Source organism: Sphingopyxis sp. NFH-91, from assembly GCF_021401285.1.
Classification (GTDB): domain Bacteria; phylum Pseudomonadota; class Alphaproteobacteria; order Sphingomonadales; family Sphingomonadaceae; genus Sphingopyxis; species Sphingopyxis terrae_A.
Genome location: NZ_JACBGA010000004.1, coordinates 228,973 through 252,919, shown reverse-complemented (window position 1 = coordinate 252,919; position 23,947 = coordinate 228,973). Strand labels below are relative to the sequence as shown.

27 protein-coding genes are annotated in these 23,947 nt (G+C 66.5%); 15 read left to right on the top strand and 12 right to left on the bottom strand.

What is annotated here, in order from left to right:
- Positions 1-24 precede the first annotated feature (24 nt).
- The gene (locus L0963_RS11470; protein WP_234179621.1) at positions 25-786 is read left to right on the top strand and encodes a haloacid dehalogenase type II; all 762 of its coding nucleotides are present in this window, start codon (positions 25-27) and stop codon (positions 784-786) included.
- Here L0963_RS11470 and L0963_RS11465 read toward each other — a convergent pair.
- From L0963_RS11465 to pyk, 6 genes are all read right to left on the bottom strand, one after another.
- The gene (locus L0963_RS11465) at positions 783-1,631 is read right to left on the bottom strand and encodes a metallophosphoesterase (RefSeq protein ID WP_234179619.1); all 849 of its coding nucleotides are present in this window, start codon (positions 1,629-1,631) and stop codon (positions 783-785) included. The two genes, L0963_RS11470 and L0963_RS11465, sit on opposite strands and share 4 nt — an antisense overlap.
- Before the next feature lie 38 nt (positions 1,632-1,669).
- Positions 1,670-3,607, bottom strand: coding sequence for a cytochrome c3 family protein (locus tag L0963_RS11460; protein WP_234179617.1), 1,938 nt, complete (start codon positions 3,605-3,607; stop codon positions 1,670-1,672).
- Positions 3,608-3,617: 10 nt separating this feature from the next.
- Positions 3,618-4,511: a hypothetical protein gene (locus L0963_RS11455; protein WP_234179615.1), complete on the bottom strand. Its 894-nt coding sequence runs from the start codon at positions 4,509-4,511 to the stop codon at positions 3,618-3,620.
- Positions 4,511-6,946, bottom strand: coding sequence for a cyclic nucleotide-binding domain-containing protein (locus L0963_RS11450; RefSeq protein ID WP_234179613.1), 2,436 nt, complete (start codon positions 6,944-6,946; stop codon positions 4,511-4,513). Before L0963_RS11450 ends, L0963_RS11455 begins: the two co-directional genes overlap by 1 nt.
- A gap of 254 nt (positions 6,947-7,200) precedes the next feature.
- The gene (locus L0963_RS11445; protein ID WP_234179611.1) at positions 7,201-7,974 is read right to left on the bottom strand and encodes an arginyltransferase; all 774 of its coding nucleotides are present in this window, start codon (positions 7,972-7,974) and stop codon (positions 7,201-7,203) included.
- A gap of 205 nt (positions 7,975-8,179) precedes the next feature.
- A complete protein-coding gene (pyk, locus tag L0963_RS11440; protein ID WP_003039219.1) occupies positions 8,180-9,634 on the bottom strand; it encodes a pyruvate kinase in 1,455 nt (484 codons plus the stop codon).
- A gap of 113 nt (positions 9,635-9,747) precedes the next feature.
- Here pyk and L0963_RS11435 point away from each other — a divergent pair, with 113 nt between their 5' ends.
- From L0963_RS11435 to pal, 14 genes are all read left to right on the top strand, one after another.
- Entirely contained in the window at positions 9,748-10,068 is a 321-nt protein-coding gene (locus tag L0963_RS11435) for a DUF1244 domain-containing protein (protein WP_003039221.1), read from the top strand.
- Positions 10,069-10,131: 63 nt separating this feature from the next.
- Entirely contained in the window at positions 10,132-10,374 is a 243-nt protein-coding gene (locus L0963_RS11430) for a DUF2312 domain-containing protein (RefSeq protein ID WP_003039223.1), read from the top strand.
- A 216-nt stretch (positions 10,375-10,590) separates the two neighbouring features.
- The gene (locus L0963_RS11425; RefSeq protein WP_058812003.1) at positions 10,591-10,908 is read left to right on the top strand and encodes a YbjQ family protein; all 318 of its coding nucleotides are present in this window, start codon (positions 10,591-10,593) and stop codon (positions 10,906-10,908) included.
- Positions 10,909-10,990: 82 nt separating this feature from the next.
- The gene (locus L0963_RS11420) at positions 10,991-11,737 is read left to right on the top strand and encodes a YebC/PmpR family DNA-binding transcriptional regulator (RefSeq protein WP_003039229.1); all 747 of its coding nucleotides are present in this window, start codon (positions 10,991-10,993) and stop codon (positions 11,735-11,737) included.
- Between the two features lie 105 nt (positions 11,738-11,842).
- Positions 11,843-12,316, top strand: coding sequence for a crossover junction endodeoxyribonuclease RuvC (gene ruvC / locus L0963_RS11415; protein ID WP_234179608.1), 474 nt, complete (start codon positions 11,843-11,845; stop codon positions 12,314-12,316).
- 195 nt (positions 12,317-12,511) lie between these two features.
- Positions 12,512-13,111 carry a Holliday junction branch migration protein RuvA gene (gene ruvA, locus L0963_RS11410; protein WP_234179606.1) on the top strand — a complete coding sequence of 200 codons (600 nt, stop codon included), beginning with the start codon at positions 12,512-12,514 and terminating at the stop codon, positions 13,109-13,111.
- A complete protein-coding gene (locus L0963_RS11405; RefSeq protein WP_234179603.1) occupies positions 13,108-13,518 on the top strand; it encodes a GFA family protein in 411 nt (136 codons plus the stop codon). The genes ruvA and L0963_RS11405 overlap by 4 nt, the downstream gene beginning before the upstream one ends.
- Complete coding sequence (ruvB, locus tag L0963_RS11400) at positions 13,511-14,551, top strand: Holliday junction branch migration DNA helicase RuvB (protein WP_217373280.1); 1,041 nt, start codon at positions 13,511-13,513, stop codon at positions 14,549-14,551. The genes L0963_RS11405 and ruvB overlap by 8 nt, the downstream gene beginning before the upstream one ends.
- Positions 14,552-14,653: 102 nt before the next feature.
- Positions 14,654-15,118 (top strand): YbgC/FadM family acyl-CoA thioesterase, encoded by a 465-nt coding sequence (locus L0963_RS11395; RefSeq protein WP_086456697.1) that lies wholly within the window; start codon positions 14,654-14,656, stop codon positions 15,116-15,118.
- Positions 15,112-15,810, top strand: a complete 699-nt coding sequence (tolQ, locus tag L0963_RS11390) for a protein TolQ (RefSeq protein WP_086456698.1) — start codon at positions 15,112-15,114, stop codon at positions 15,808-15,810. The genes L0963_RS11395 and tolQ overlap by 7 nt, the downstream gene beginning before the upstream one ends.
- Positions 15,810-16,325: a protein TolR gene (tolR, locus tag L0963_RS11385; protein ID WP_086456699.1), complete on the top strand. Its 516-nt coding sequence runs from the start codon at positions 15,810-15,812 to the stop codon at positions 16,323-16,325. Before tolQ ends, tolR begins: the two co-directional genes overlap by 1 nt.
- 10 nt (positions 16,326-16,335) lie before the next feature.
- Positions 16,336-17,160 (top strand): hypothetical protein, encoded by an 825-nt coding sequence (locus L0963_RS11380; protein ID WP_062902111.1) that lies wholly within the window; start codon positions 16,336-16,338, stop codon positions 17,158-17,160.
- 5 nt (positions 17,161-17,165) lie between these two features.
- Positions 17,166-18,533 (top strand): Tol-Pal system beta propeller repeat protein TolB, encoded by a 1,368-nt coding sequence (gene tolB / locus L0963_RS11375; protein ID WP_186401840.1) that lies wholly within the window; start codon positions 17,166-17,168, stop codon positions 18,531-18,533.
- A gap of 112 nt (positions 18,534-18,645) precedes the next feature.
- Positions 18,646-19,161, top strand: a complete 516-nt coding sequence (gene pal / locus L0963_RS11370; protein ID WP_174531846.1) for a peptidoglycan-associated lipoprotein Pal — start codon at positions 18,646-18,648, stop codon at positions 19,159-19,161.
- On the opposite strand, the gene L0963_RS11365 is transcribed toward pal, so the two are convergent.
- From L0963_RS11365 to gspJ, 6 genes are read right to left on the bottom strand one after another with little or no spacing between them, the layout of a single operon-like run.
- Entirely contained in the window at positions 19,148-19,921 is a 774-nt protein-coding gene (locus L0963_RS11365) for a prepilin peptidase (protein ID WP_234179601.1), read from the bottom strand. The two genes, pal and L0963_RS11365, sit on opposite strands and share 14 nt — an antisense overlap.
- A 1-nt stretch (position 19,922) precedes the next feature.
- Positions 19,923-20,642, bottom strand: a complete 720-nt coding sequence (locus L0963_RS11360) for a type II secretion system protein N (RefSeq protein ID WP_234179597.1) — start codon at positions 20,640-20,642, stop codon at positions 19,923-19,925.
- Positions 20,642-21,124 carry a type II secretion system protein GspM gene (gene gspM, locus L0963_RS11355; RefSeq protein WP_234179594.1) on the bottom strand — a complete coding sequence of 161 codons (483 nt, stop codon included), beginning with the start codon at positions 21,122-21,124 and terminating at the stop codon, positions 20,642-20,644. The genes L0963_RS11360 and gspM overlap by 1 nt, the downstream gene beginning before the upstream one ends.
- Positions 21,121-22,266: a type II secretion system protein GspL gene (gene gspL / locus L0963_RS11350; protein WP_234179590.1), complete on the bottom strand. Its 1,146-nt coding sequence runs from the start codon at positions 22,264-22,266 to the stop codon at positions 21,121-21,123. Before gspL ends, gspM begins: the two co-directional genes overlap by 4 nt.
- Position 22,267: 1 nt before the next feature.
- Positions 22,268-23,275 (bottom strand): type II secretion system minor pseudopilin GspK, encoded by a 1,008-nt coding sequence (gene gspK, locus L0963_RS11345; protein WP_234179588.1) that lies wholly within the window; start codon positions 23,273-23,275, stop codon positions 22,268-22,270.
- Positions 23,272-23,883, bottom strand: coding sequence for a type II secretion system minor pseudopilin GspJ (gene gspJ / locus L0963_RS11340; protein WP_326490188.1), 612 nt, complete (start codon positions 23,881-23,883; stop codon positions 23,272-23,274). The genes gspK and gspJ overlap by 4 nt, the downstream gene beginning before the upstream one ends.
- Between the last annotated feature and the right edge of the window lie 64 nt (positions 23,884-23,947).

The following is a 23,947-nucleotide window of genomic DNA, read 5'->3' as shown; positions in this document are numbered from 1 at the left end:
TCTCCCGTCGCGCAAAGGATTGCCATGCTCCTCCTTCTTCCTCGCCGCACCTTGCTGATCGGCGCCGCGGCTTCGACCGTCGCCACCGCGCTTCCCGCGCGCGCCGCCGCGGTCGCGCCGATCCGCGCGATCGGCTTCGACGGCTTTCCGATATTCGACCCGCGCGGCGTCGCAGCGCGCGTCAAAGCCATCGTCGGCGACAAGGGAGAGGCCTTTGCCGCCCAATGGTCGGCCAAGCTGTTCGGCTATAGCTGGCTCGAAACCGCCGCCGGCCGGTACCGAGATTTCCGCACGATCGCCGACGCGGCGCTGCGGCACACCGCCGCGGCGATGCAGGTGGCGCTGAGCGATGCCGACCGCGCGGCGCTCGTCGGCGCTTACGACGCGCTCGACATCTGGCCCGATGTTCGTCCGGCGCTCGAAACATTACGCGGCGCCGGAGTTCACCTGGCCTTTCTGTCGAACCTCGGCGCCGACACGCTCACCGCCAATATGCGGCGCAACGCCATCGCCCATTATTTCGACGCGCCGCTGAGTACCGACCGCGTGAGCGCCTTCAAACCGTCGCCCAAGGCCTATGCGATGGCGCTCGACGCGTGGGACATTCCGCGCGAACAGATCGGCTTTGCGGCGTTCGGCGGGTGGGATGCGGTGGGCGCGACCTGGTTCGGCTACCGCACCGCCTGGGTCAACCGCTTCGGCGTCCCCGCCGAACCGCTCGGCGTCGAACCGGCGATCACGAGCCGCGGGATCGAGGGCGTGCTTGCCCTTGCCGGCCTCGCCTAAGCCGGCCGCTCGGCCTTCAGTTCGCGCACCAGCGGCTGCAGCCGCGCGTCATATTTGGCGAGCATCGTGTGCGCGCCGGCATGATCATAGAAGCTGACGAGCTCGCGGCCGTTCCAGCGATGGAGCGCATAGGCCGGATCTTCGGCCACGATCATCGGGCGATCGTCGGGATGATTTTCGTCGATAGGGCGCAGGTCGAGCGACACTTGCGGCGCGGTCGACGAACAGATCGCGACCGTCCGCCCCTCCCACGCCACGGTAACGCTGCGATGCAAATGGCCGCAGATCAGGCCGCGGACATGGGGATGGCCGCGCACGACATCGGTGAAGCAATGCACCCACGGTTCGTCGGGATGGGTGTTCATCCACTCGATGCCGCTTTCGACCGGCGGATGGTGCATGACGATATAGGTCGGCTTGGTCGTATCGCGCGCGAGTTCGGCGTCGAGCCATGCGGCGCGCGCGTCGCAAAAGGCGCCGCCGTGGCGCCCTTCCTCCAGCGTGTCGATCGTGACCAGCCGCACGTCGGGCAGATCGATCGCATATTGCACGAAGCCGTTACCGTCGTCGAAGCCCGGAAACTGCGCGTGAAAATTGTCACGCAAATCATGGTTGCCCACGCTAGGCCAGACCGGAAAGGGACAGCGCGAAAAGGCGGTGGCAAGCCGGCGATAGCTGTCGGCATCGCCGCGATCGGTGATATCCCCGGTCGCGAGCAACAGGTCGGGCCGGTTCGGCCCCTCGATGAGCACGTCGAGCACATCGTCGAGCCGCTTGCGGTTATATTCGGCCGGATTGTCCGGATCGAACCCGATATGGATATCGGTGATCTGGGCGATCAGCATATCCGTCCCCTGCTCGGCCGCTGGCGGCCTTCAATATCTCACCCGCCCCGCCTTGCCCCGTGCAAGGAAGGTGTGCGCCACGTCACATCATAAAGGCCCCGCCCCTCGGTGCCTGTGATCAGGCTCACATCATAGATAGCAGCCAGAGGTTTATGCGTGATTGCCGCACTGTTAACCTTCCGCTGACGGGCGGGCATCCACGGTTTGCCGCCGTCCGAATGATATTCATGGCACATGGCGCACGGCGATTCGGTCGCGGTCTCGACCTTCACCAGCCGCGCCCCGCCCTCGCCCACATGGCAGTCGCGGCACTGACGCAGTCCCGGCACCAGCAGGTCGCTGGCCGCCTTCGAACCCGGCGCGGCGGTATGGCAGTCGGCGCATTTCGTCGCCTTGTGCGCATCGTGATCGAACCAGCCCTTTTCCAGATAGCGCGGGGTCTGATTCACCGCCATCACCCGCCAATTGTTGCCCGATGCGGGTGCGAAAATCGTGTGGCAGTCGTAACAGGCCCCGCCCTTGGAAAAGACCGCGCGCACCGCATCGGCGGCGCGATTGGGCCGCACCGCGACCTCGCGGAAATAGATATTGTAAAGCTGACCCTCGGCATATTGGCCGGGCCGCCGCCGTTCCATGCCGCCGAGTTGCAGCGGCCGGCTCGGCGGGGTCGAGCGATAATAGGCGTAGAGGTCCGCCACGACCTGATCGGGCTCGCCATGGCGCAGCGTGCGGGTGACGCCGCCGACGGTTTCAAAGGCCAGGCTGTGGCACATCGCACAGTCGCGTTCCATCACGACGGGTTTGATTCGCACCCCGTCGGCATCGGGGCGGTGGCAATTCTGACATTCGAGCTTCTTGCCGAAATCATATTGGCCGCGGAAACTTGCCGCCATCCGCGCCACCCCGCCGTTGGCGGCGAGATGGACGTCGTGCGGAAATTTCAGGCCGTCATAATCGACCAGCGGCCCCGTGCCGGGCATCGCGCGCGTCGGTTTGGCGCCCGGCGCCGCGCGGACGAGCGGGCGGAATTCGGGGTGCGCGGTGCCGAAATCGCCGGCATCGGCGACATCGACCTTGAAGCCTGCCGCCTTGAGCCGCGCGGCCATGCCGTCGTGGCAATCGGCGCAGAATTTCTGCGGCGTCGGCGGCATCGGCCCCGCGCCTTCATGCTCGGTGTGGCATTCGACGCAGCGCCCCTGCGGCTTGTTGAACGCCTTGGCGAAGCCCGCGAGGACTTTCTCGCCGACACCCGGCGGGTGCCGCGCGGCGAGAAGCATCGCGGTCGAGGCATCGGCATGGCTCGCGCTCATCGCCTTATGCTCGCCCGTATGACATCCGACGCACGCCTTGTCGGTCACCGCGACGAACGCGTCGACATGGCACGCCTGGCAATCATTCTTCAGGCTGGCGTGTGCGCTCGACAGCGGTCCCGACAGCCACGCCTTGTCGGCATGATAGCCCTGCGGACGGACATCGACGCTGCGATAGCTATGCCAGGCCCAGATCGGCCCGACCAGAAAGGCGAGCAGCACGACCAGCGCAAAAGCCCAGGCGCCCATGCGGCGCCCCGGCATCACCGCGGCGAGCGAAAAGGCCCGGGCCTCGTCGACATCCTTTGACGATTGCGACAGTTCGTCGATCCGCTCGACGAGCAGTATGATATTCTCGCCCTCGCGCGCGATCGTCAGCCGGTGGCCGCCAAAGCGCAGTTCGGCCCCCGCCGCGCTGTCGATGTCGGCCGTGTCGAGCGTCCGGCCGTTGAGGTCGAACCCCAGCCCCTCGCTCGCCTGCACCCGCACATGGCGGCCGTCGGCGCTGCTGATCGTTGCATGCTGCGGGTTCACCGCCAGATCGGCGACATGGATCGTGTTGCCGCCGTCGCGGCCCAGCGTGATGCTGGTACCGGGCAGCGGCTGATCGCGAACGATCTGCTTGCCCGTCTTGGTCGTCGATATGCGGCGCAGGATGAAGCTCATGATCCCCGCCTCACCAGTAAAAGAAGACGCTGATGATATGTGCCAACAGCGCCGCGATCAGCGCGAAGGTCAGCGGCACATGCACATAGAGCCAGATCTCCAGCATCGCTCGGATGCGCAAATGCGCGCGCAGACGCGACAGTGCGGCTTCCTTTTGCGAAAGCAGTCCGATGACCTTCTGCCGCGCGTCGGCGTTACCGCCGTGCGCGAGCGACAGCGCGCGCAGCGCCGCCGCCGTCGCGTCCTTCGGATAGCGCCCGGTCAGCCGCGCCCTGATGCCCCCCGAGAAGGGATCTTCGTCGAGCGAGGCGAGCACCGGCGCCGTGTCCTCCGGCGACAGCGGCTGCGCGGCGGCGTGCAATTGGCGGTCGAAGGCGCGGATCGCCTCCAGCATCTGCATCTGTGTCATCTCGTCGCGATTGTTCGACAGCGCCGCGGGCAGCGTCGCGTAGACGATTACGCCATAAAGGCCCGACAGGATGACCAGCATCATCAGCGCCCAGGCGAGCGTGTGGACGTTCCAGCCGAGCTGAAAACCCGTGTGCCAGGTGCCGATGACGACCAGGCTCAGACCCAGATAGACATGCGCCGACGTCCACGCCTTCAGCGACCAGGCGTCGCGCGTCATCTTGCGCTTGCGATAGCCGAGCGCGGTGAGCCAGAGGATCAGCAGCGCGCCGATGGTGCCGAGCGTATAGCCGTACCAGCTTCCGCCATTGGGGCGCGGCGTCACGTCGATCAACGCATAGGAGGTGATGACGAGCAGGCAGAGGCCGCCCGAAATCTTCGCCCAGCGGAAATTGGCGTAGCGCAAAAAGCCCTCATGCTTGCGCTCGCGGACGCGTTCGGTCTGGGTGGCCCGGTTGCGGCGACCCAAAAGCCTTCTGGGAAACAGACTCGCCATCAGCCCGCATCCTCCTCGAGCCGCGCGATGGACAGAAACTCCTCGGGTGACACGCGGATCGCGGCGCCGGTCGGACAAGCGCGAACGCAGGCGGGCCCGCCCGCGATGCCCTTGCACATGTCGCACTTCACCGCGATTTTCTTGGGCTTTTCGTCGCCGAGCTTTTTCTTGGTCCATTTTGGCGAGGGTTCGCCCGGCCCCGGCCCCTTGCCGAAGAGCAGCCAGCTAAGCAGCCCCGGCTTTGGCGGCGGCGCCGCCTCCATGCGGATCACGCCATAGGGACAGTTGCGCATACAGTTGCCGCAGCCGATGCAGCCCGGTTCCATGAATACCTCGCCGTCGGGGCCACGGTGGATCACGTTCGGCGGGCAGTCGGCCATGCAATGCGGATGTTCGCAGTGACGGCAGCTTGTCGGCACATGCAGATGCGCGAAGGTCTTGCCCGCCTCGCGGTCGAGCCGCGACAGTCCCTCATGGCTGTCGGCGCAGGCCTTTTCGCAATTGTCGCAGCCGACGCACAGATTTTCGTCGATCAGCAGCGCATCGGTCGCCTCGCCCAGCCCCTCCTTCATGATGAAGCTGGCGGTGTCCGAATAAAGATCGACCGCGCTCGAATAGCTCGCCTTGCGCGATTCGATGAAGGCGTTCATCGCCGCGCGTTCGGCGACCGCCGCCTCCGTCGCGGCGCGCACCTGCGGCCGCGCGGCGAGCATCTTGCGAAAGCTTTCGCCGGTCAGCTTGATGACCTCGCTGCCGACCGCGGCCTTGACCGTCGCATTGCGCGGCTCGCCGCTGAGCACGCCCATCTCGCCGAAATAGCTGCCGGCGGGCAGATAGCGCAGGAAGATCGGCTTGCCGCCGATATCCTTTTCGACGACCATCGAGCCTGACCGGATGACATAGACATCGTCGCCCTGCTCGCCTTCGGTCACGACCACCTTGCCCGCGGGAACGCGCACGACCTCGGCCTGGTCGACGACCTCCTGCAGATCACCGACGGTCAGGCCGCCCTTGAAGATTTGCAGCAATTGGCGTTCGAGCGAGATGCGGTTGATGACGCGCTTCGCTCCCGGCACCGCGGCCATCAGCTTGAGCGCGGCGGTGCGCGACACCTCGACGAAGATGCTGTCCTCGCCGGCGCGGATCGTCGCGCCGCGCTTGCGGCCCGAGATCAGCCCGACCTCGCCGAAGATCGACCCCTGTTCGATCGGCACCGTGACGCCGGGCGCCACTTCCACCTCGGCATGACCGTCGGCGATCGCGAACAGCGACGATCCCGGCTCGCCCTTTTCAAACACCACCTCGCCGCGGCGATAGAAGGCGACCTTCGAATCGAGCATGAATTCGCGCATCTGCAGCGGCGACACATCGGCGAAGATGCGGACCCGCGTGCGCAGATAGTCGAGCCATTCGCTGACCGATTTCTTCTGCGGCAAATCGGCAAAGATCGCCGCCAGATCCTTTTCGTCGGCCGGGGTCAGCGCGCTGTTGCCGTTGATGAACTCGACGACGTCATAGCCCTGGTTCATGCAATGCTTGATCAGCGGATAGCCCGCGAGCGCGCCGATCACGAAAATGCCCGGAACGGTCGATTCAAAGGTCGGGGACAATTTGGGAAAGGCTTCGCGGTCCGGACCGGTGAATTCGATCCCCATCGATTCGACGAAGCCGCGCGGCGCGACCGACCCCAGCCGCGCGACGATCACGTCGCATTCGATCCGCTCGTCGCCGTTCGGCGTTTCCAGCGTCAGCCAGCCGGGCTCGACCAGCTTGGGCTGCGTTTCGGTGCGGATCGACAGAAAGCCGTTCTCGCCCGCCTCCATCATGTCGGAGACATTCTTCGCCTTGGCGCGCGCGAAATCCTTCGACCGGTTCAGAATGGTGACGGTGTTTTCCAGCGCTTCCTCTGCAACGCCGAGCGCATTCTCGATCCCCGCGTCACCCGATCCGACCACGGTGATATGCTGGTTCTTGAAATCCTCGGGGTCGTCGACCTGATAGATGATGTGCGGCAGATCATATCCGTCGCAGCGCAGGCGATTGGGATTGCCCTGCGTGCCGATGGCGAGGACGATATTTTCCGCCGCGATCACCGCGCCCTTGGCGGTCTTGATCGAAAAGGCGCCCTTCTGCCCCGATACCTCGACGACCTCGGCCTGATAGGCGACATTGACGCCGTTGTTCGCGGCATCCTGATCCCAATTGCCCAGGATCGTTTCGCGCGCGCCCTCGGCGAACCGGCAGTCGGACCGCAAATCGAGCCGTTCGGGCGTCGCAAGGACGCGCTTGCCCTTCTGATATTTGAAGATCGTATCCGAAAGATGGTCGGTCTTTTCCAGCAGCACATGCGCCAGCCCGAGCTGCGCCGCGCGCGCCGCAGCGCTCAGGCCGGCGGGGCCCGATCCGATGATCGCGACCTTGACCGCCTCGCTCACGCGCGATTGCTCCGCGATCCGTCGTCGCGCCCGTCGCCGTTGCTGCAGATGACCATGCGCACCAGCATCCCTTCCCCCTCTCGCCGGCCCCATTTGGCGATCAATTTACGGATGCGACCCGGACTTATGTCCTGGAAGCCTAGCTATGCCCCTGAATGCGGGAAAAGGTCAATGCGGGAAAAGGTCAACCGGCGACGCGCGCACGGCGGCCGGCGAACATGATTTTTGATACGACAATGCCGCGTCTTGAGCGGTCAGGCGATCTCGAACATCGCCGCAATGCGATCGGACGCCACCGGCTCGCACCGCGTCCAGCCTTCCGGCCCCAGCTTTTCCAGCGGGCGGAAGCGCGCCTTGTACGCCATGCGGGCCGATCCTTCGATCCAATAGCCCAGATAGACATAGGGCAGCCCCGCCTTGCACGCGCGGCGGATATGGTCGGCGATGATGAAGGTGCCCAGCCCCTCGCGCAGCGGATGGGCGGCATCGAAGAAGCTGTAGATCATTGACAGGCCGTCGCCCTGACGGTCGGTCAGGCAGCAGCCGACGAGCCGGCCGCGCGAACCATCGGTCGTCGGCTCGCGATATTCTATCATATAGCTGTCGACCGGAGTCTGCTCGACCATGTCGGCAAAATCCTGTTCGTCCATATCGGCCATGCCGCCATCGGGGTGGCGCGCGCCGAGATAGGATCGCAGCAGCGCATATTGCTCCTCGGTCGCCCAGGGCTTGCACGCGGTGACGACCAGATCGCTGTTGCGGCGGATCGTCCGTTTCTGCGATCCGCTCGGCTTGAACTCGCCTGCACAGACTCGCACCGACACACAGGCGGTGCAATCGGCGCAGCTTGGGCGATAGGCGACCGACTGGCTACGGCGAAAGCCGATCCGGCCGAGCGCGTCATTCAGCTCATTGGCATTATTGCCGCTCAGTTCGGTGAAAACCTTGCGCTCGGTCTTGCCGGCCAGATAGGGGCACGGCGCCGGGCTGGTCACGAAAAAGCGCGGAAAACGGAACGGTGCGGACACGCGGGCTCAACCTCCGGATTTGCAGAAGCGCCCCCACCGCGGTGCGCCGTCGCCTTCGTTCCAGCGACTATGCCGCGCACGGTCAATGGTGCAAAGTCCATTTACCATTTTAAAGCGTCTCGAACTGAATCAGCGCGAAAATTTTCTGAATCCGCCGCTAACTCTTGTCTCGATTTGAATCGACTCGGCCGCGCCGGCGTCCGGTTCAGCTATAGCCGCGCAGTTCGTCGCCGGTCAGTGTCGCGACGTGCAGCACATTGGTCGAACCCGGCGTCCCGAAGGGCACCCCCGCCATCATCACCAGCTTGGCCCCCGCCTTGCCGATGCCGTGGCGCAGCGCCATGCGCTTGCCCTTGGCGATCATCTCCTCGAAGCTGCCGATATCCTTGGTCGGCACCGCATGCGCCCCCCACAGCAGCCCCATGCGCCGCGCCGCATCGCGCTTCGGGGTCAGCACGAGCAAGGGCGCATTCGGCCGCTCGCGCGCGACGCGGCGCGCGGTCGATCCCGATGCGGTGAAACAGATGATCGCATCGGCGGCGATCGTCTCGATGATGCTGCCCGCGGCCTCGGCCAGCGCATCGGCGGTGGTCGCATCGGGCTGCGTCTCGGTGAAGTGCAACCGCCGGTAATAGTCGGGATCGCTTTCGACCGAGCGCGCGATCGAATCCATCATCGTCACCGCCTCGACCGGCCAGGCGCCCGCCGCCGTCTCGGCCGAGAGCATGATCGCGTCGGCGCCGTCATAGATGGCGGTCGCGACGTCGGACACTTCGGCGCGGGTCGGCGTCGGCGAGACGATCATCGATTCGAGCATCTGGGTGGCGACCACGACCGGCTTGCCCATCCGCCGCGCCGCCGCAACGATCCGCTTTTGCAGCGGCGGCACCGCCTCGGGCGGCAATTCGACGCCCAGGTCGCCGCGCGCGACCATCGCGGCGTCGGCGATCTCCAATATTTCCTCCAGCCGCGCGACCCCGGCGGGCTTTTCGAATTTGACGAGCAGCGCCGCCTTGCCGCCGATCAGCCGCCGCGCCTCGGCAACATCCTCGGGCCGCTGGACGAAGGAAAGCGCGATCCAGTCGACATGCTGGTCGAGCGCGAAGGCAAGGTCGCGGCGATCCTTTTCGGTCAGCGCGGCGAGCGGCACGACCACGTCGGGGACGTTGACGCCCTTGCGATCCGAAATCTTGCCGCCGACCTCGACCAGCGTCTCGATGCGGTCGGGCGCGACGCTCTTGACGCGCAGCACCAGCTTGCCGTCATCGACCAGCAGGCGCGTTTCGGGTTCGAGCGCGGCGAACAGTTCGGGATGCGGAAGGTGGACGCGGCTGGCATCGCCCGGCGCCTTGTCGGTGTCGAGAACGAAGGTGGCGCCCGTCGCCAGTTCGGCCGGCCCGTCGCGAAAGGTGCCCACGCGCAGCTTCGGCCCCTGCAGGTCGACCAGGATCGTCGTGGGCCGCCCCGTTTCCTTTTCCAGCGCGCGGATCGCCGCGATGACCTTGGCATGGCCTTCATGGTCGCCATGGCTCATGTTGACGCGAAAGGCGTCGGCGCCGGCGCGGTGCAGTGCGGCAATCATTTCGGCATTGGCGCTCGCGGGACCGAGCGTGGCAAGAATACGCACCTTGCGCTGGCGGGGGGTAAAGCTCTGGACCACGATTGCTCCGCTTGTCTCTTGATCTACAATATCGCTACGGCCGCGTGGCATGGCGCGTTGCCTGCCGAAGCGCAACCGCCGTATAGCTATTCATCCACAGACCGGAGAATGTCATGTCGTGCAGCGATGACCAACCGATGACCGCCGACCCCCTCGACAGCATCGACGATGCCGTCGCCGCAGCGGCCTTCCGCCGCCTTGTCCGCCTGCTCCGCCACCGCAGCGACGCGGCGAATATCGACCTGATGGGCCTCGCGGGTTTTTGCCGCAATTGCCTGGGCGACTGGATCGCCGAAGCGGGCGACCTCGACAAGGAAAGCGCCCGCGCCATCGTCCACGGCATGCCGACCGCCGAATGGAAGGCGCGCTTTCACGTTGCCGCCACCCCTCAGCAGCTTGCCCGCATGGAAGAAAGCATGGCCAAGAATCCCTGACCCCGCTAATCGGACGCCCGAGGCGATTCTCGCCACAACCATTCCTATCCATCGGAGCATAAAATGAGCGAAGCCACGACTGCCGACGAACAACTGCGCCTTTTCATCGAGCGCATCGAGCGGCTGGAAGAAGAGAAAAAGGGCATCGCCGACGATATCCGCGACGTTTATCTGGAATCGAAGTCGCAGGGCTATGATCCCAAGATCATGCGCCAGATCGTGCGCCTGCGCAAAATGCCGGTCCACGACCGCAAGGAAATGGAAGCGATCCTCGACGTTTACAAATCGGCGCTCGGCATCGTCTGAACTCCGAAAAATCGCTGTCCTACATGATCGGGCCGCGCTACCCCCTTCGCCATGTTACCCGTCACGCCTTCGTTTGTCCGGTCCAACAGGCCGTTTCGGCGTGACGGGTATCATGGCACCGGAGGGGAGCGACAAGTTTGACAACTTCCGCGAAACCGGCGGTCCGGAACCGCCTCTCCGCTTGAAGCATTGACCGCAGACGCCAGGGAGGAAGATATGTTCAGCACCACGACCAACGCTGTCGAAGGCCATCCGGTCCGCGAATATCTGGGCATCGTCACCGGTGAGGTGATCGTCGGCGCGAACCTGTTCCGCGACCTGTTCGCCAGCATCACCGACATCGTCGGCGGCCGCTCGGGCAAATATGAAGATGTCCTCGCCCGCGCCCGCAAGGAAGCGATTGGGGAAATGGAAGCCGAAGCTGCGCGCCTTGGCGGCAATGCCGTGATCGGCGTCGATCTCGACTATGAAGTGCTCGGCCAGAACGGGTCGATGCTGATGGTCAGCGCTTCGGGAACCGCCGTCGTTGTCTGATCGCCGCCGCCACCCGTGGTTGTCTGCGACCGCGCTTCGCGCTAGGGGCGGCGCCAGATTTTTCCGTTAAGGGAGGTAGGCCGTGGCCGGCCATAGTAAATTCAAGAACATCATGCACCGCAAGGGTGCTCAGGACAAAAAGCGCAGCAGCCTCTTTTCGAAGCTGAGCCGCGAAATCACGGTGGCGGCAAAGATGGGCCTGCCCGATCCCGACGCCAACGCCCGCCTTCGCGCGGCGGTCAACGCCGCCAAAGCGCAGTCGATGCCCAAGGACAATATCCAGCGCGCGATCGACAAGGCCGCAGGCAATGATGGCGAGAATTACGAGGAAATCCGTTACGAAGGCTATGGCCCCGGCGGCGTGTCGCTGATCGTCGAAGCGCTGACCGACAATCGCAACCGCACCGCGACCAATGTCCGCACCGCGTTCAGCAAGAATGGCGGCAACCTCGGCACGTCGGGCAGCGTCAGCCACGGCTTCGACCGGCTCGGCATGATCAGCTATGCGGCAAGCGCGGGCGATGCCGACACCGTCTTCGAAGCCGCGCTCGATGCGGGCGCCGACGATGTCGAATCGACCGAAGATGGCCATGACATCTGGACCAGCGTCGATTCCTTGCACGAAGTCGCAAAGGCGCTCGAAGCCAAGCTGGGCGAAGCCGAAGGCGTGAAACTCGCGTGGCGCCCGACGCTGAAAAGCGAAGTCGCCGACGAAAGCGTCGCGCAGACGCTGTTCAAGCTGATCGACACGCTCGACGATGACGACGATGTGCAGACCGTGTGGGGCAATTATGAAATCCCCGACGCGGTGATGGAAAAGCTCGGATGACAAACCCCTCCCCTCCCGCTTGCGGGAGGGGCCGGGGGTGGGCCGATGCACGGCACGCCGCTTGCCCACCCCAAACCCCTCCCGCAAGCGGGAGGGGCTTCTAACATGATCATCCTCGGTCTCGACCCCTCGCTCAGCTGTACCGGCTGGGGCATCATCCGCGTCGAGGGCAGCCGGATCAGCCACATCGCCAACGGGCAGATCAAGACCGACGCAAAGGCGCCCCTGCCCGACCGGCTGGCGTATCTCGATACTGCACTCGCGGCCGTGATCGCCGATCACGCCCCCGCCTGCGCGGCGGTCGAGGAAATCTTCGTCAACGACAATCCGCAATCGACGCTGAAGCTCGCGCACGCGCGCGGCGTCGTCCTGCTCGGCTGCGCGCGGGGCGGGCTGACCGTCGCCGAATATGCGCCGCGCCTGGTCAAAAAAGCCATCGTTGGTACCGGCGGCGCAGCGAAGGAGCAGGTGCAGGCGATGCTGCGCATCCTGCTGCCGGGCGCGAAGGTCGCGGGCGCCGATGCGGCCGATGCGCTGGCGGTCGCGATCTGCCACGCGAACCACCGGCCGCGTATTTGAAGGGTTCACGCGAAGACGCGAAGGCGCGAAGAGGCTGGCTCGGACCGTCAGGCCCCTTTCTCCTTGACGCCGCGTCATCGCGCACCACCCGACGATGAATGCCGCTTTGCGGCAAATGCAACATCTTCCCGCCTTCGCGTCTTCGCGTGAACCAAATCTGTTCCCTTTTCATTCCTATCACGCTAGCACATCGCCATGATCGCAAAACTCACCGGACGGCTCGATTCAAGCGGCGCAGGCCATGCGGTGATCGACGTCGGCGGCGTCGGTTATCTGGTCGAGGCGTCGGCGCGCACGCTCGACGCGCTCGGCCCGGTCGGCGGCGATGTCACCATCCACACCGAAATGCTGGTGGGCGAGGATTTCCTGCGCCTGCTCGGCTTCGCCCGCGCCGAGGAACGCGACTGGTTCCGCCTGCTCACCAGCGTCCAGGGCGTCGGCGCAAAGGTCGCGCTCGCGATCCTCTCCGCGCTCGAAGTCGCCGACCTGCAGCGCGCACTCGCCAGCGGCGACAGCGCGATGATCGCGCGCGCCAACGGCGTCGGGCCGAAGCTCGCACAACGCATCGCGCACGAACTGAAGGACAAGGCGGGCGCACTGGGCGGGATCGCCGGCACCGGTCCCGCGGCCGTCCCGGCCGCCGGCCCGCTCGGCGATGCCGTGACCGCCCTCACCGGCCTCGGCTTTAAACCCGGCGAAGCGAGCGCCGCCGTCGCCGCGGCGAGCGAGGAACTGGGCGCGGGCGCCACTCTGGATGCGCTGGTTCGCGTCGCGCTCAAAAAGGCGGCGAAATGACCGCCCTCACCCGCCACGCCTCCTGCCGCTGCGGCCAGATCCGAATTGCCTGCACGGGTGAGCCGATCCGCGTGTCCGTGTGCCATTGCCGCGAGTGCAAGGCGCGCAGCGGCAGCGCCTTTGCCGCACAGGTCCGCTTTCCCGTCGAGCAGGTCCGCATCGAGGGCGAAGCGAGCGCGAAGATGTGGCAATATACCGGCGAGAGCGGCAACACCGCCGACTTCTTCTTTTGCGGCACCTGCGGTTCGGGCGTCTGGTATCGCGCGCGCCCCTATCACGACGCCTACGCCATCCCGCTCGGCAATTTCGCGCCCGGCCACGGCTTCATTCCCGACTATTCGATGTATGAGGAGCGCAAGGAGCCTTGGGTTTCGATCACCGGCGAGGCAATAGAGCATTATGACTGAGCCCGCCCTGACGACGCCGATCCGCACCCCCGAGGATGCCGACGCCGCGCTGCGGCCGAAGTCGCTCGCCGAGTTCGTGGGTCAGGCGGCGGCGCGCGAGAATCTGCGCATCTTCATCGAGGCGGCAAAGGCGCGCGCCGATGCGCTCGACCATGTGCTCTTCTTCGGCCCGCCGGGGCTGGGCAAGACGACGCTGGCACAGATCGTTGCGAAGGAGCTGGGCGTCGGTTTCCGGTCGACCAGCGGCCCGGTCATCGCCAAGGCGGGCGACCTTGCCGCGCTGCTCACCAATCTGGAGGATGGCGACGTCCTCTTCATCGACGAGATTCACCGCCTGTCTCCCGCAGTCGAGGAAATCCTCTATCCCGCGATGGAAGATCGCGCGCTCGACATCATGATCGGCGAAGGGCCGTCGGCGCGCAGCGTGCGGATCGACCTGCCCAAATTCACGCTCGTCGGCGCGACCACGCGGCAGGGGCTGCTGACGACGCCGCTGCGCGATCGCTTCGGCATCCCGGTGCGGCTTAATTTCTACACCCATGCCGAACTCGAACAGGTGATCGGCCGCGCCGCCCGCCTGCTCGGCCTCGGCATCGCGCCCGACGGCGCGCTCGAAATCGCGAAGCGTTCGCGCGGCACGCCGCGCATCGCAGGGCGCCTGCTCCGCCGCGTGCGCGATTTTGCGACAGTGGCGGGGGCGCAGATCGTCGACGCGCGGGTGGCCGACGCGGCGCTCAACCGGCTGGAGGTCGATGCGCTGGGCCTCGACGCGATGGACCGCCGCTACCTCACCATGATCGCCGACATCTATCGCGGGGGGCCCGTGGGGGTCGAAACGCTGGCGGCGGGCCTCAGCGAGCCGCGCGACACGATCGAGGATGTGATCGAACCCTATCTGCTCCAGATCGGCCTGATCGCCCGCACCGCACGAGGCCGCTGCCTCAACGCCAGCGCGTGGAAGCATCTGGGCCTCAATCCGCCCGCGGGCGTGCAGGACGGACTATTCGATTCTGGCGGCGGCGCGGCAAAATAGGACGGAAAAGTGCGGCTTTGAATCCGTCAACCGGCCCCGCGCTGCGACGAACCGTTCAAGAGGGCTTTGCGACGAGTCGAAGCATCGCTATCGCTCGCACCTATGGTTGACGTTCCGCCTCCCTTCATCCCCGGCGCCTTTGTCGGGGCCGCGCATCATTACCGGCTGCGTGTCTATTTCGAGGACACCGACCTCAGCGGCATCGTCTATCACGCCAACTATCTGCGCTATATGGAGCGTGCCCGGTCGGACATGCTGCGCATCGCCGGGATCGACCAGCGCGCGGCGATGGAAGCGGGCGAAGGCGCCTGGGCCGTCACCGACCTTGCGATCAAATATGTACGCCCGGCCAAGCTCGATGACGATTTGCTGGTCGTCAGTACCGTCGAGGCGGTGCGCGGGGCGAGCGTGATTATCGCGCAACGCATCCTTCGCGGTCAGGACGAGTTAACCAACGGGCGTGTTACCGCAGCCTTTCTGTCGCCCGAGGGCCGGCCGCGCCGCCAGCCCGCCGGGTGGGCCAGCCGCTTTACCGCGATCATGAATGGAGAGACCATCCCTTGCTAGACAATATCAAGCTGGCCGCCGACGCGGCGACCTTGTCCCCCATCGCACTGTTCCTGCAGGCCGATATCATCGTGAAGGCGGTAATGATCGGGTTGCTTGCCGCGTCCATCTATGTGTGGGCGGTGATCTTCACCCACGGCCGCGGCGTCGGCAAAATGATGAAGGCGTCGGACAGCTTCGAGCGCGATTTCTGGCGCGCCGACAATATCGACAAATTCTATGACAAGAATGGCAATGAAGAATTGCCGAGCGCGAAGGTGCTGGCCGCGGGGATCGGCGAGTGGCGCCGTTCGACGCGGAGCAAGGTCATCGACCGTGAAGGAACGCGCGAACGGCTGGGCATTGCGATGAACAGCGCCGTCGCCGGTGAGGTCGACCGCCTCGCCGAAAAGATCGGCACGCTGGCCACCATCGGTTCGGTTGCGCCCTTCGTCGGCCTGTTCGGGACGGTGTGGGGGATCATGCGCAGCTTCACCGCGATCGCCGCATCGAACAACAGCAGCCTCGCCGTCGTCGCGCCGGGGATCGCCGAAGCGCTGTTCGCAACCGCGATCGGGCTGTTCGCGGCCATCCCCGCGGTGATTGCCTATAACGCCTTTTCGCAGCGGCTGAACCGGCTCGAATCGCGGCTCGGCCGCTTTGCCGATGGCCTGCACGCGACCTTCAGCCGCGAACTGGAGGTCGAAGGCTGATGGCGATGACCGGACCTTCGGGCGGCGTCGGCGGGCGGCGTCGCGGGCGCGGCGGGCGCCGGGCGCCGATGTCGGAGATTAACGTCACCCCGCTCGTCGACGTTATGCTGGTGCTGCTGATCATCTTCATGATCACCGCGCCGCTGCTTGCCTCGGCGGTGCCGATCGACCTGCCCGAAAGCCGGGCCAAGCCGATCGAGACCGAAGAGCAGGAGCCGGTGCAACTGTCGATCAATGCCGACGACACGCTGTATATCGGCGACCAGGTCGTCCCCGAGGCCGAACTGCCGGCCCGCCTCGATGCCATCGCGCGCGAAACGAAGGACGGCGACAAGCCGCGACAGATCATGCTGCGCGCCGACAAGGGGCTCGACTATGGCCGGGTAATGCGGGTGATGGGCGAACTCAACCGCGCCGGCCTGTCGCGTATCGCGCTGGTGACGACAGGCGCCGACACCGATACCGCCGCTGCCGCCGAAAGCGCGGTCACAGACGGTTCAGAAACGCAGCCATAGGGTCAAGATCATGGCCGAAACGCGGGCATATGGGGCAACACAGGGACGCGGCATCGCCGTGGCCGTCGCCGCGCATGTCGTGATTATCGTACTGTTGTCAGTGCAATGGACCGCGGGCCAGCGCCGTTTCGACAATCCGCCGATGGAGGTCGATCTGATCGCGGAGACGGCGCCGCAATCGACCGCGCCGGTCATCAACGCCAATCCCCCCGCCGCACGGCTGGGCGAGGAGGATGCGGCCGATATCGCCGCGCCGCCCGAACCGGTGCCGACGCCGCCGCTGCCCGAGCCCGTCGTCCGCCCGACGCCCGCCCCTGCACCAAAGCAGGTCGCGAAGCCCGTTCCGGCGACACCCAAGAAATCCCCGCCAGCGGCCCAGAAGGCGCCGCCGCGGCCGACACCCAAGGCCGAACCGAAAAAACAGTCGTCGCGGCCCACTGGCCGTCTCGACGGCATCGTCGACGGGCTGAGCCGTTCGCAGCCAAAGGCACCGGCTTCCAAGGGCGCACCGGCCGCCGCGACGGCGGCCGAGGTCAAGCGCTCGATCGACGTCAGCATCAAGGCCGCCGTCGGTCCGCGCTGGAACGGATGCCGCATCAGCGGCGTCGATGTCGATCAACTCAAGACCGTGGTCAAATTCCGCCTGACCCAGTCGGGGGCGCTCGCCGGATTTACCAGCGTCGAGACGAGCGGCCAGAACGACAGCAACAAATTCCAGGTCCAGCGGCATCAGGAATGCGCCAAGCGTGCCATCGAACTCGCCGCCCCCTTCGACCTGCCCGAGGAAAATTACAGCTTCTGGCAGAATTACACGCTCGATTTCATCAAGAGGTAAGAGAGATGCCGCTTCGCTCCATCGCCCTCCCGCTCGCGCTCATGCTGTCCGTCGCCCCGGCGTTGGCGCAGGTCGCATCGCCCACACCCGCCCCCGCGGTCCCCACCGAACCGCGCGAAACGATCGAAGGCACGCTGTCCCAGGACCGCACGGTCATCGCGGTTCCCGCTTTCGCCACGCCTGCCGTCACCACCGTCGCCGGGCTGCGCACCGACAATCTGGGGCGGCAGATCGCCGATGTGATCGCCGCCGACCTTGAACGCAGCGGGCTTTACGCGCCGCTCGGCCCCGGCAGCGTTCGCGCGATCAGCATGGCGGAAGTGCGCGCGCCGCGCTTCGCCGACTGGCAGGCGCGCAACGCCGAAAATGTCGTCCATGGCTTCGTCCAGACGAACAGCACCGGCGGCTTCGTCGTCGGCTGCTATCTCTATGACACCCAGCTCGGCAGCGAGCTGGTGCGGCAGGGTTTCGAAATCCAGCCGGGCGACTGGCGCCGTGCCGCGCACAAATGCGCCGACGCCATCTATTCGCGTCTGTCGGGGGAATCGCCCTTCTTCGACAGCCGCGTCGCCTATATCGCCGAGAGCGGGCCGAAGGGGAACCGGATCAAGCGCCTTGCGATCATGGATTCGGACGGCGGCAACCACCGCTTCATCACCAATGGTCAGGCGCTGGCGCTGTCTCCCCGTTTCTCGCCCGATTACAAGAAGATCGTCTATGTCAGCTATCTGAACGACCGCGTCCGCGTCTTCATCTATGACGTCAATGGGGGCACGCAGAAGCTGGTGACCGAAAGCCGCAACGCGACCTTCGCGCCGCGCTGGTCGCCCGATGGCCGGCAGATCCTCTTTTCGATGGCGGTCGGCGGCAACACCGACATCTATCGCATCTCGACCGAAGGCGGCACGCCGGTGCGGTTGACCAATGCCCCCGGCATCGACGTCGGCGGCAGCTTTTCGCCCGACGGCAAGAAGATCGTCTTCGAAAGCGACCGGTCGGGCAGCCAGCAAATCTATACGATGAATGTTGACGGGTCCGATCAGCGCCGGATCAGCTTCGGCGGCGGTCGCTATGCGACGCCCGAATGGTCGCCGCGCGGCGACCTGATCGCCTTCACCAAAATGGGCGGCGGCGAGTTCCGCATCGGCGTGATGACCCCCAGCGGCAGCGGCGAGCGGCTGCTGACCAACAGCTGGCAGGACGAAGCGCCGACCTGGTCGCCCAACGGCCGCGTGATCCAGTTCTTCCGCACCACATCGGGCCGCGAGGGCAAATCGACGATCTGGCAGGTCGACCTGACCGGCGTGAACCTGCGCCGGTTGCCGACGCCGCAGGACGGGTCCGACCCGAGCTGGGGCCCGATCCTGCCCTGAGGCGCGCCGGCGCGCGCGGAACCAAAGGAAAACCGCGGGGTTCAATCCTGTGTTAAATTGACGTTCATCGCATTTCGCCACGACTGAAAACGCAACAAAAAGGACAGACGACATGACGATACGCAAAACCACCGCGATGATCGCGGCGATCACCATGCTGACTGTGGGTGCCTGTTCGAAGAAGGCCCCCGAAACGCTGCCGCCAGCCCCCGAAGGAACCGACACCGGGACCGGTACCGGAACCGACCCCAATGCGGTCGTTCCGGGGTCGCAGCAGGACTTCATCGCCAACGTCGCCTCGGACCGCATCTTCTTCGGCTTCGATCAATATAATGTCGATGCAGAGGATATGGCGACGCTGCAAAGCCAGGCGCAATGGCTGCAGCGCAATCCCGCGGTGCGCGTGACGATCGAAGGTCATGCCGACGAACGCGGTACCCGCGACTATAATATCGCGCTCGGCGAACGCCGCGCCAACGCTGCGAAGAATTATCTCGCCTCGCTCGGCATCGACCCGAGCCGTATGAATGTCATCAGCTATGGCAAGGAAAGGCCGGCCGAACTCGGATCGAACGAGGAAGCCTGGGCGAAGAACCGCCGCGCGGTGACGGTCGTTATCGGCCGCTGATCAACGGCCAAAGCGGCACCGTCGCCCAAGCGGCGGTGCAAGCGAACACACCGAAGGGGACGGCCCGCATCGACAGCGGGCCGTCCCCTTTTCGTTGCGCGCCAAACGCCCAGACCAGCCCGCCCAGGCTGGCGAGCAACAACAGCAGCGGCAGTGCCTGCCACCCGATCCAGCACCCGATCGCCGCGACCAGCTTGGGATCGCCGCCCCCCATCCCCTCGCTCGCACGCACGCGCCGGTAGGCGGCAGCGATGGCTGCAAGGGCCAGCCCACCCGCCACCGCGCCGATCCAGCGATCGAGCAGACTTACTTCGAGCAGCGGCCCGGCGAGCAGCAGTCCGGCGAGCGCCAGCACCACGTTGAGCGGATCGGGCAGCCACATATGCCGCGCGTCGAGCAGCGCGAGCGGCAGCAACAGCCAGCCAAACAGCGCCCAGAGCCAGCCCGCCGTGCCGGGCATCAGCGCGAGCGCCGCTGCCCCGATCGCCGCCGACAACAATTCGACCCGCCAATGCAGCGCGTCAATCGGTGCGCCGCAATGACGGCAACGACCGCGCGCCGCGATGGCCGACAGCAGGGGTATAAGGTCGCGCGCGGTCAGCGCCGTGCCGCACGCATCGCACTGCGAACGCCCGCGCAACACCGACCGCCCCAGCGGCCAGCGCAGCACCAGCGTCGCCAGGAAGCTACCGAGCAGCAACCCCGCCAAAGCGGCCAGGCCGACGCCCATGCCAAAGGGCAAGGCGTCGAACGCGGCCATGTCAGAATCGGCCCGTGGTCGCCAGCACGTAGCCGTCCGACGCCGGACGGAAGCCGAGCATCGTCAACGCCGCCGCCATCGACGGATCGTCGTCGACGGTGATCGCGAACTGCGCGCGCCACGCGCCACGACCGTCAAACCCCAGCGTCAGCCGCTCCATCCCCGACTGGCTGCTCAGCGCCGCCTGTGCACGCCCGTTCGCACAGCTCAGCGGGCCCGACAGCCCGCGCGCCAGATCCAGACCGGCAATCGGCGCCGCGATCGAAAGCTGCACCCGTCCGCTTGCTTCTACGCATTTCCCGTCATTGTCGAAGCGTGTGGTGGCGCCTTCGAAGCGGAGGGTGTGGACGGGGATCGCGCCGAGGCCGCCCGCGAGCGTCGTGACGCCGTTAACGTCGGCGGCGCCGCGCGGGTTGGTGCCGTAGAGTCGGCCCGACAAGGCGCCCAGCCGATCGTCCTGGCGCGCAAAGGCGAGTTCCGTGCTGCCCGTCAGCAGGGCGAGCGGCGACAGGCTGGCCTTGACCGTGCCGAGCGGGAGAGCGCCCAATCGCGCGTCGACAAGTTCGCCCGACCAGACCGAGCCGCGCACCGTCCGCGCGCTGAAGCCCGCGTCGGCGACCCCGGCGAGCGACAATGCCAGCCGCATCGGAAAGGTCGCGGCGATCAGCAGCAGCGCGAGCAGTGCCGCGGCGGCGATCCAGAGACGGTGCGAGCGGGCCATCACTGTCCCCCCTTGCGCAGTTCGGCGGTCATGCCCACCGTGCCGTCGGCGGCGGGGGTGACGGTGAGCTGATCGACAACGAACCCCTGCGTCTCGAGCGCCGCGAGCCAGTCGTTGAGGACGGGCGCCTTCGCGGTCGCGATGGCGATGGTTGCCTGCGCCGTTCCGCGCGCTTCGTTACGGTCGAGGGTCAGGCCGATCTCGCCCGCGGATTGCGCCAGAAATTGGTCGATCGCTACCGCATCGGTGGCCGCGGCGACCGCCTTCGCCGGACGCTGCGACAAAAGATGCACCTTGGCCGCGACGCGCCCTTCGCGCTCGATTGCCGCGGCATGGTCGCTGCCAAGATCGACCAGCGCCGCATAGGCCGGACGGCCGAGCGCCCAGACGAGCACCGTCAGCGCCAGCGCCGCGGCAATGCCGACAAGCCAATGCTCGCGCCGCGACAAACCCGCCCACCAATTGCGCATCCTGTCGATCATGGCACCGCCCGAACCGTAATATTTGCCATCTGTTGGCCGTCGGTGCCCGCCATCGGCTGCGCGGTCACGCGATAGCCGCGCGCCTGCAGCGCCAGCAGCACCTTGTTGAGATCATCGACGCGCGGCCCCGCCAGCGTCGTCGTCAGCGTCCCGTCGGTGCGGTGCGACAGCGTCTTGAGCGTCACCCCCGGCGTGTCGCGCATCGCATCGAACAGCGCCGACGCCGGGACCGAAAAGGCAAGCGGGCCGCCGCCCGCGCTGGCCAGCCGGCGATCGACTTCGGCTTCCGCCGCGGTCGCATCAGGAGCTTCGATCCCCAGCGTCGCCGCAGCCGCGACAACTGCGGCATCGGCGCGGCGGGTGTCGGCGGCAAGGCGCACCGCATAAGCGACCGGGATCAGCAGGCTGACGATCAGCAACGCCGCGAGCAGGCGCTTGCCGATCCGCACCAGATCCGGATCGACCGCCCAGCGGCGCTTCGGCTTCCAGCTTCCGCTCAACAGATCAAGCGGCGGCGCGGCGAGCGAGAGCAGCAACGCTTCCCGCGCCGCATCGGCGCCCAGCGGGACGATCGTCCGCTCCTGCGCGACCAGCGCGTCGATTTCCGGATCGGAGCGCCATGCCCGATCGGCCGAGCGCAGGATCGCTTCGCCGCCAAGTTCGGCAGTCCACAAATGATCGGCGTCGGGCGGCGGCAAGATGGCGGCGGCGGGAAGGATCGCCGCGGCGGTCAGCCCCTCTGCCGCGAGCCAGCCAGTCCAGGCCGTCATCGCGGCGTGGGCGGTGACGGCCACCGGCACCGCCTGTCCGGTCTCGGCCGGCTCACCGGCCACGATGTGCAGTCCGGCCGCGTCGCCCAGACTGTCGCGCAGCGCGTCGATCCGCGCCGCCGCCGCCGCCTGCGCGGGGGCCGCATCGGGATAGGCGCGCCAATGGATCGGCACGTCGCCTGCAGGGGCGAGTGCAATGAGTCGATCGTCGCCCGCGTCGTCCTGTGGTTTCTCCCAGGCGTCGACCCAGCCGTCGTCCTGCCCGCTGTCGACGATCACGCCATCGTCGACGCGCAGCCAGACAGGCCGCGCGGCTTCGTCGCCACCGAGCGCCGCCGCCGACGGCAGCCAGAGGATCAGCGTCCGCGCCACGTCAGTCGGCCTCGCCCCAGTCCCGGCGGACGATGACCGGCGGCGCCTGACCGGCGCCCGGCGCGCCGCCATTGACGTCGATAAGCGAATGTGCCGTCAAAAACCCGTCCCCAATCGTCACTTGCGTCGTCAGCGTGAGCCACCGGCTGGTCACCGCGGCCTGTTCACCCACATCGGTGGGCGGATCGAGCCGGGCGAGCGATCGCGCCTCCCAGAATCGCACGCTGCTGCCATAGCCGCCAGCGGGCCGGGCCGCCAGCGCCGCCCGCGCATCGGCGATGCTGATCTGCCCCGGCATCAGCATCGCGATCAGCGGCGCCTGTTCGGGACGCAGCGTGTTGACGTTCAGCTTCACCGGTTCGGCGCGCGGCAAGGCGCATATCCACGGCTTCAGCCGCGCATAGATTTTGGGCGTCACGCCGCGCACCGTGCGCAATTCGCTGACATCGGCCATCTTGCGGTTTGCGGGCAGGTAGGCGCCGGGGAGCGCGCGATAGACGCCATCTTCGGCGCCGAGCGGCCCGTCGTTGCCGTCGCTGTCGATCCAATCCGCGGCCGCGCCGGAAATCGCCATCGCCTGTCCGCGGTCGATACCGAGCAGCACCATCAGCTCGGTAAATTGCGCGGTAGCGCCCGACCGCTGGCTGAGCTTTCCCGGCGCGGTTTCGGCGGCCAGGCTGTTGAGATTGAAGCAATTGTCGGCATCGCTCAGCCGCGCGCTCCCCTGCCCGCCCGGCAGCGGCAGGATAAAATCGCGGTCGAGCCAATCGCCGTCATTCGACAGTCGCGACGGATCGCGCGCCACCAGATTGGCGACACGCCGCAGCGCAATCTGTTCGGCGGCAAAGGCATAGGCGCGTCCCTGATCGACCGTCGCGGCGCTGGACGCGATCCGCGTCGCAAGCGTCAACCGGTCGAGCGCGGTCGCTGCGATCACCGCCATGACCGCGACGAGCAGCAACACGCTGAGCAGCGCCGCCCCGCGATCGTCCCGTGTCGGCCCGGTCATGGCGTCGCCCCAGTCAGCGAAGGCAGCGGCGGTGGGAGCGTCGGCGCGGTCAGGAACAGCATCGTCAGCGGCGGCCGCCCGGCTCGGGTCAATCGCACCTCGACCGCGCGCGGCAAACGGTCGTCGGGATCGCTCGACCAGCTTTCGCTCCAGTTGCCGCGCTCGTCGCGGTAGCGCACCGCAGCCGCCGAAACGTCGCCGACCAGCCGGTCACCGTCGCCGAGCGTCGTGCCGTCGAGCGTCGGCTGCACCGCGCGGCGCCACTCACCTCCGATCAGGGCATAGCCGACGCGTTCGACATCGGGCCGCGCGCCCCCCTCGATCGTAGCCGCACCCGCATGAACGAAGGCGAAGCCGTTCGCCGAGCCGGTGAAGGCCGGAACCGCCTCGCCCGCCGCGCCGCGCGTCGGCCGCTGCACCGCCTGCGCCAGATCGTTCGCCATGACCGCGCGGATGCGGTTCATCCCGCTCATCGCCTTGAGCCGCGTCTGTACCGCCTCTTGTGTGTCAACGCTGCTGCGTAGAAGGCTCACCCCCATCGCCGCGATCGCGGCAAAGAGCGAGAGCGCAACGAGCATTTCGACGAGGGTGAAGCCGTGCTGACCTATCGCAACCTCGGTTCGTGCTGAGCCTGACGAATCACCGCTCTTTTCTTTGACGCCGAAGAAAGGG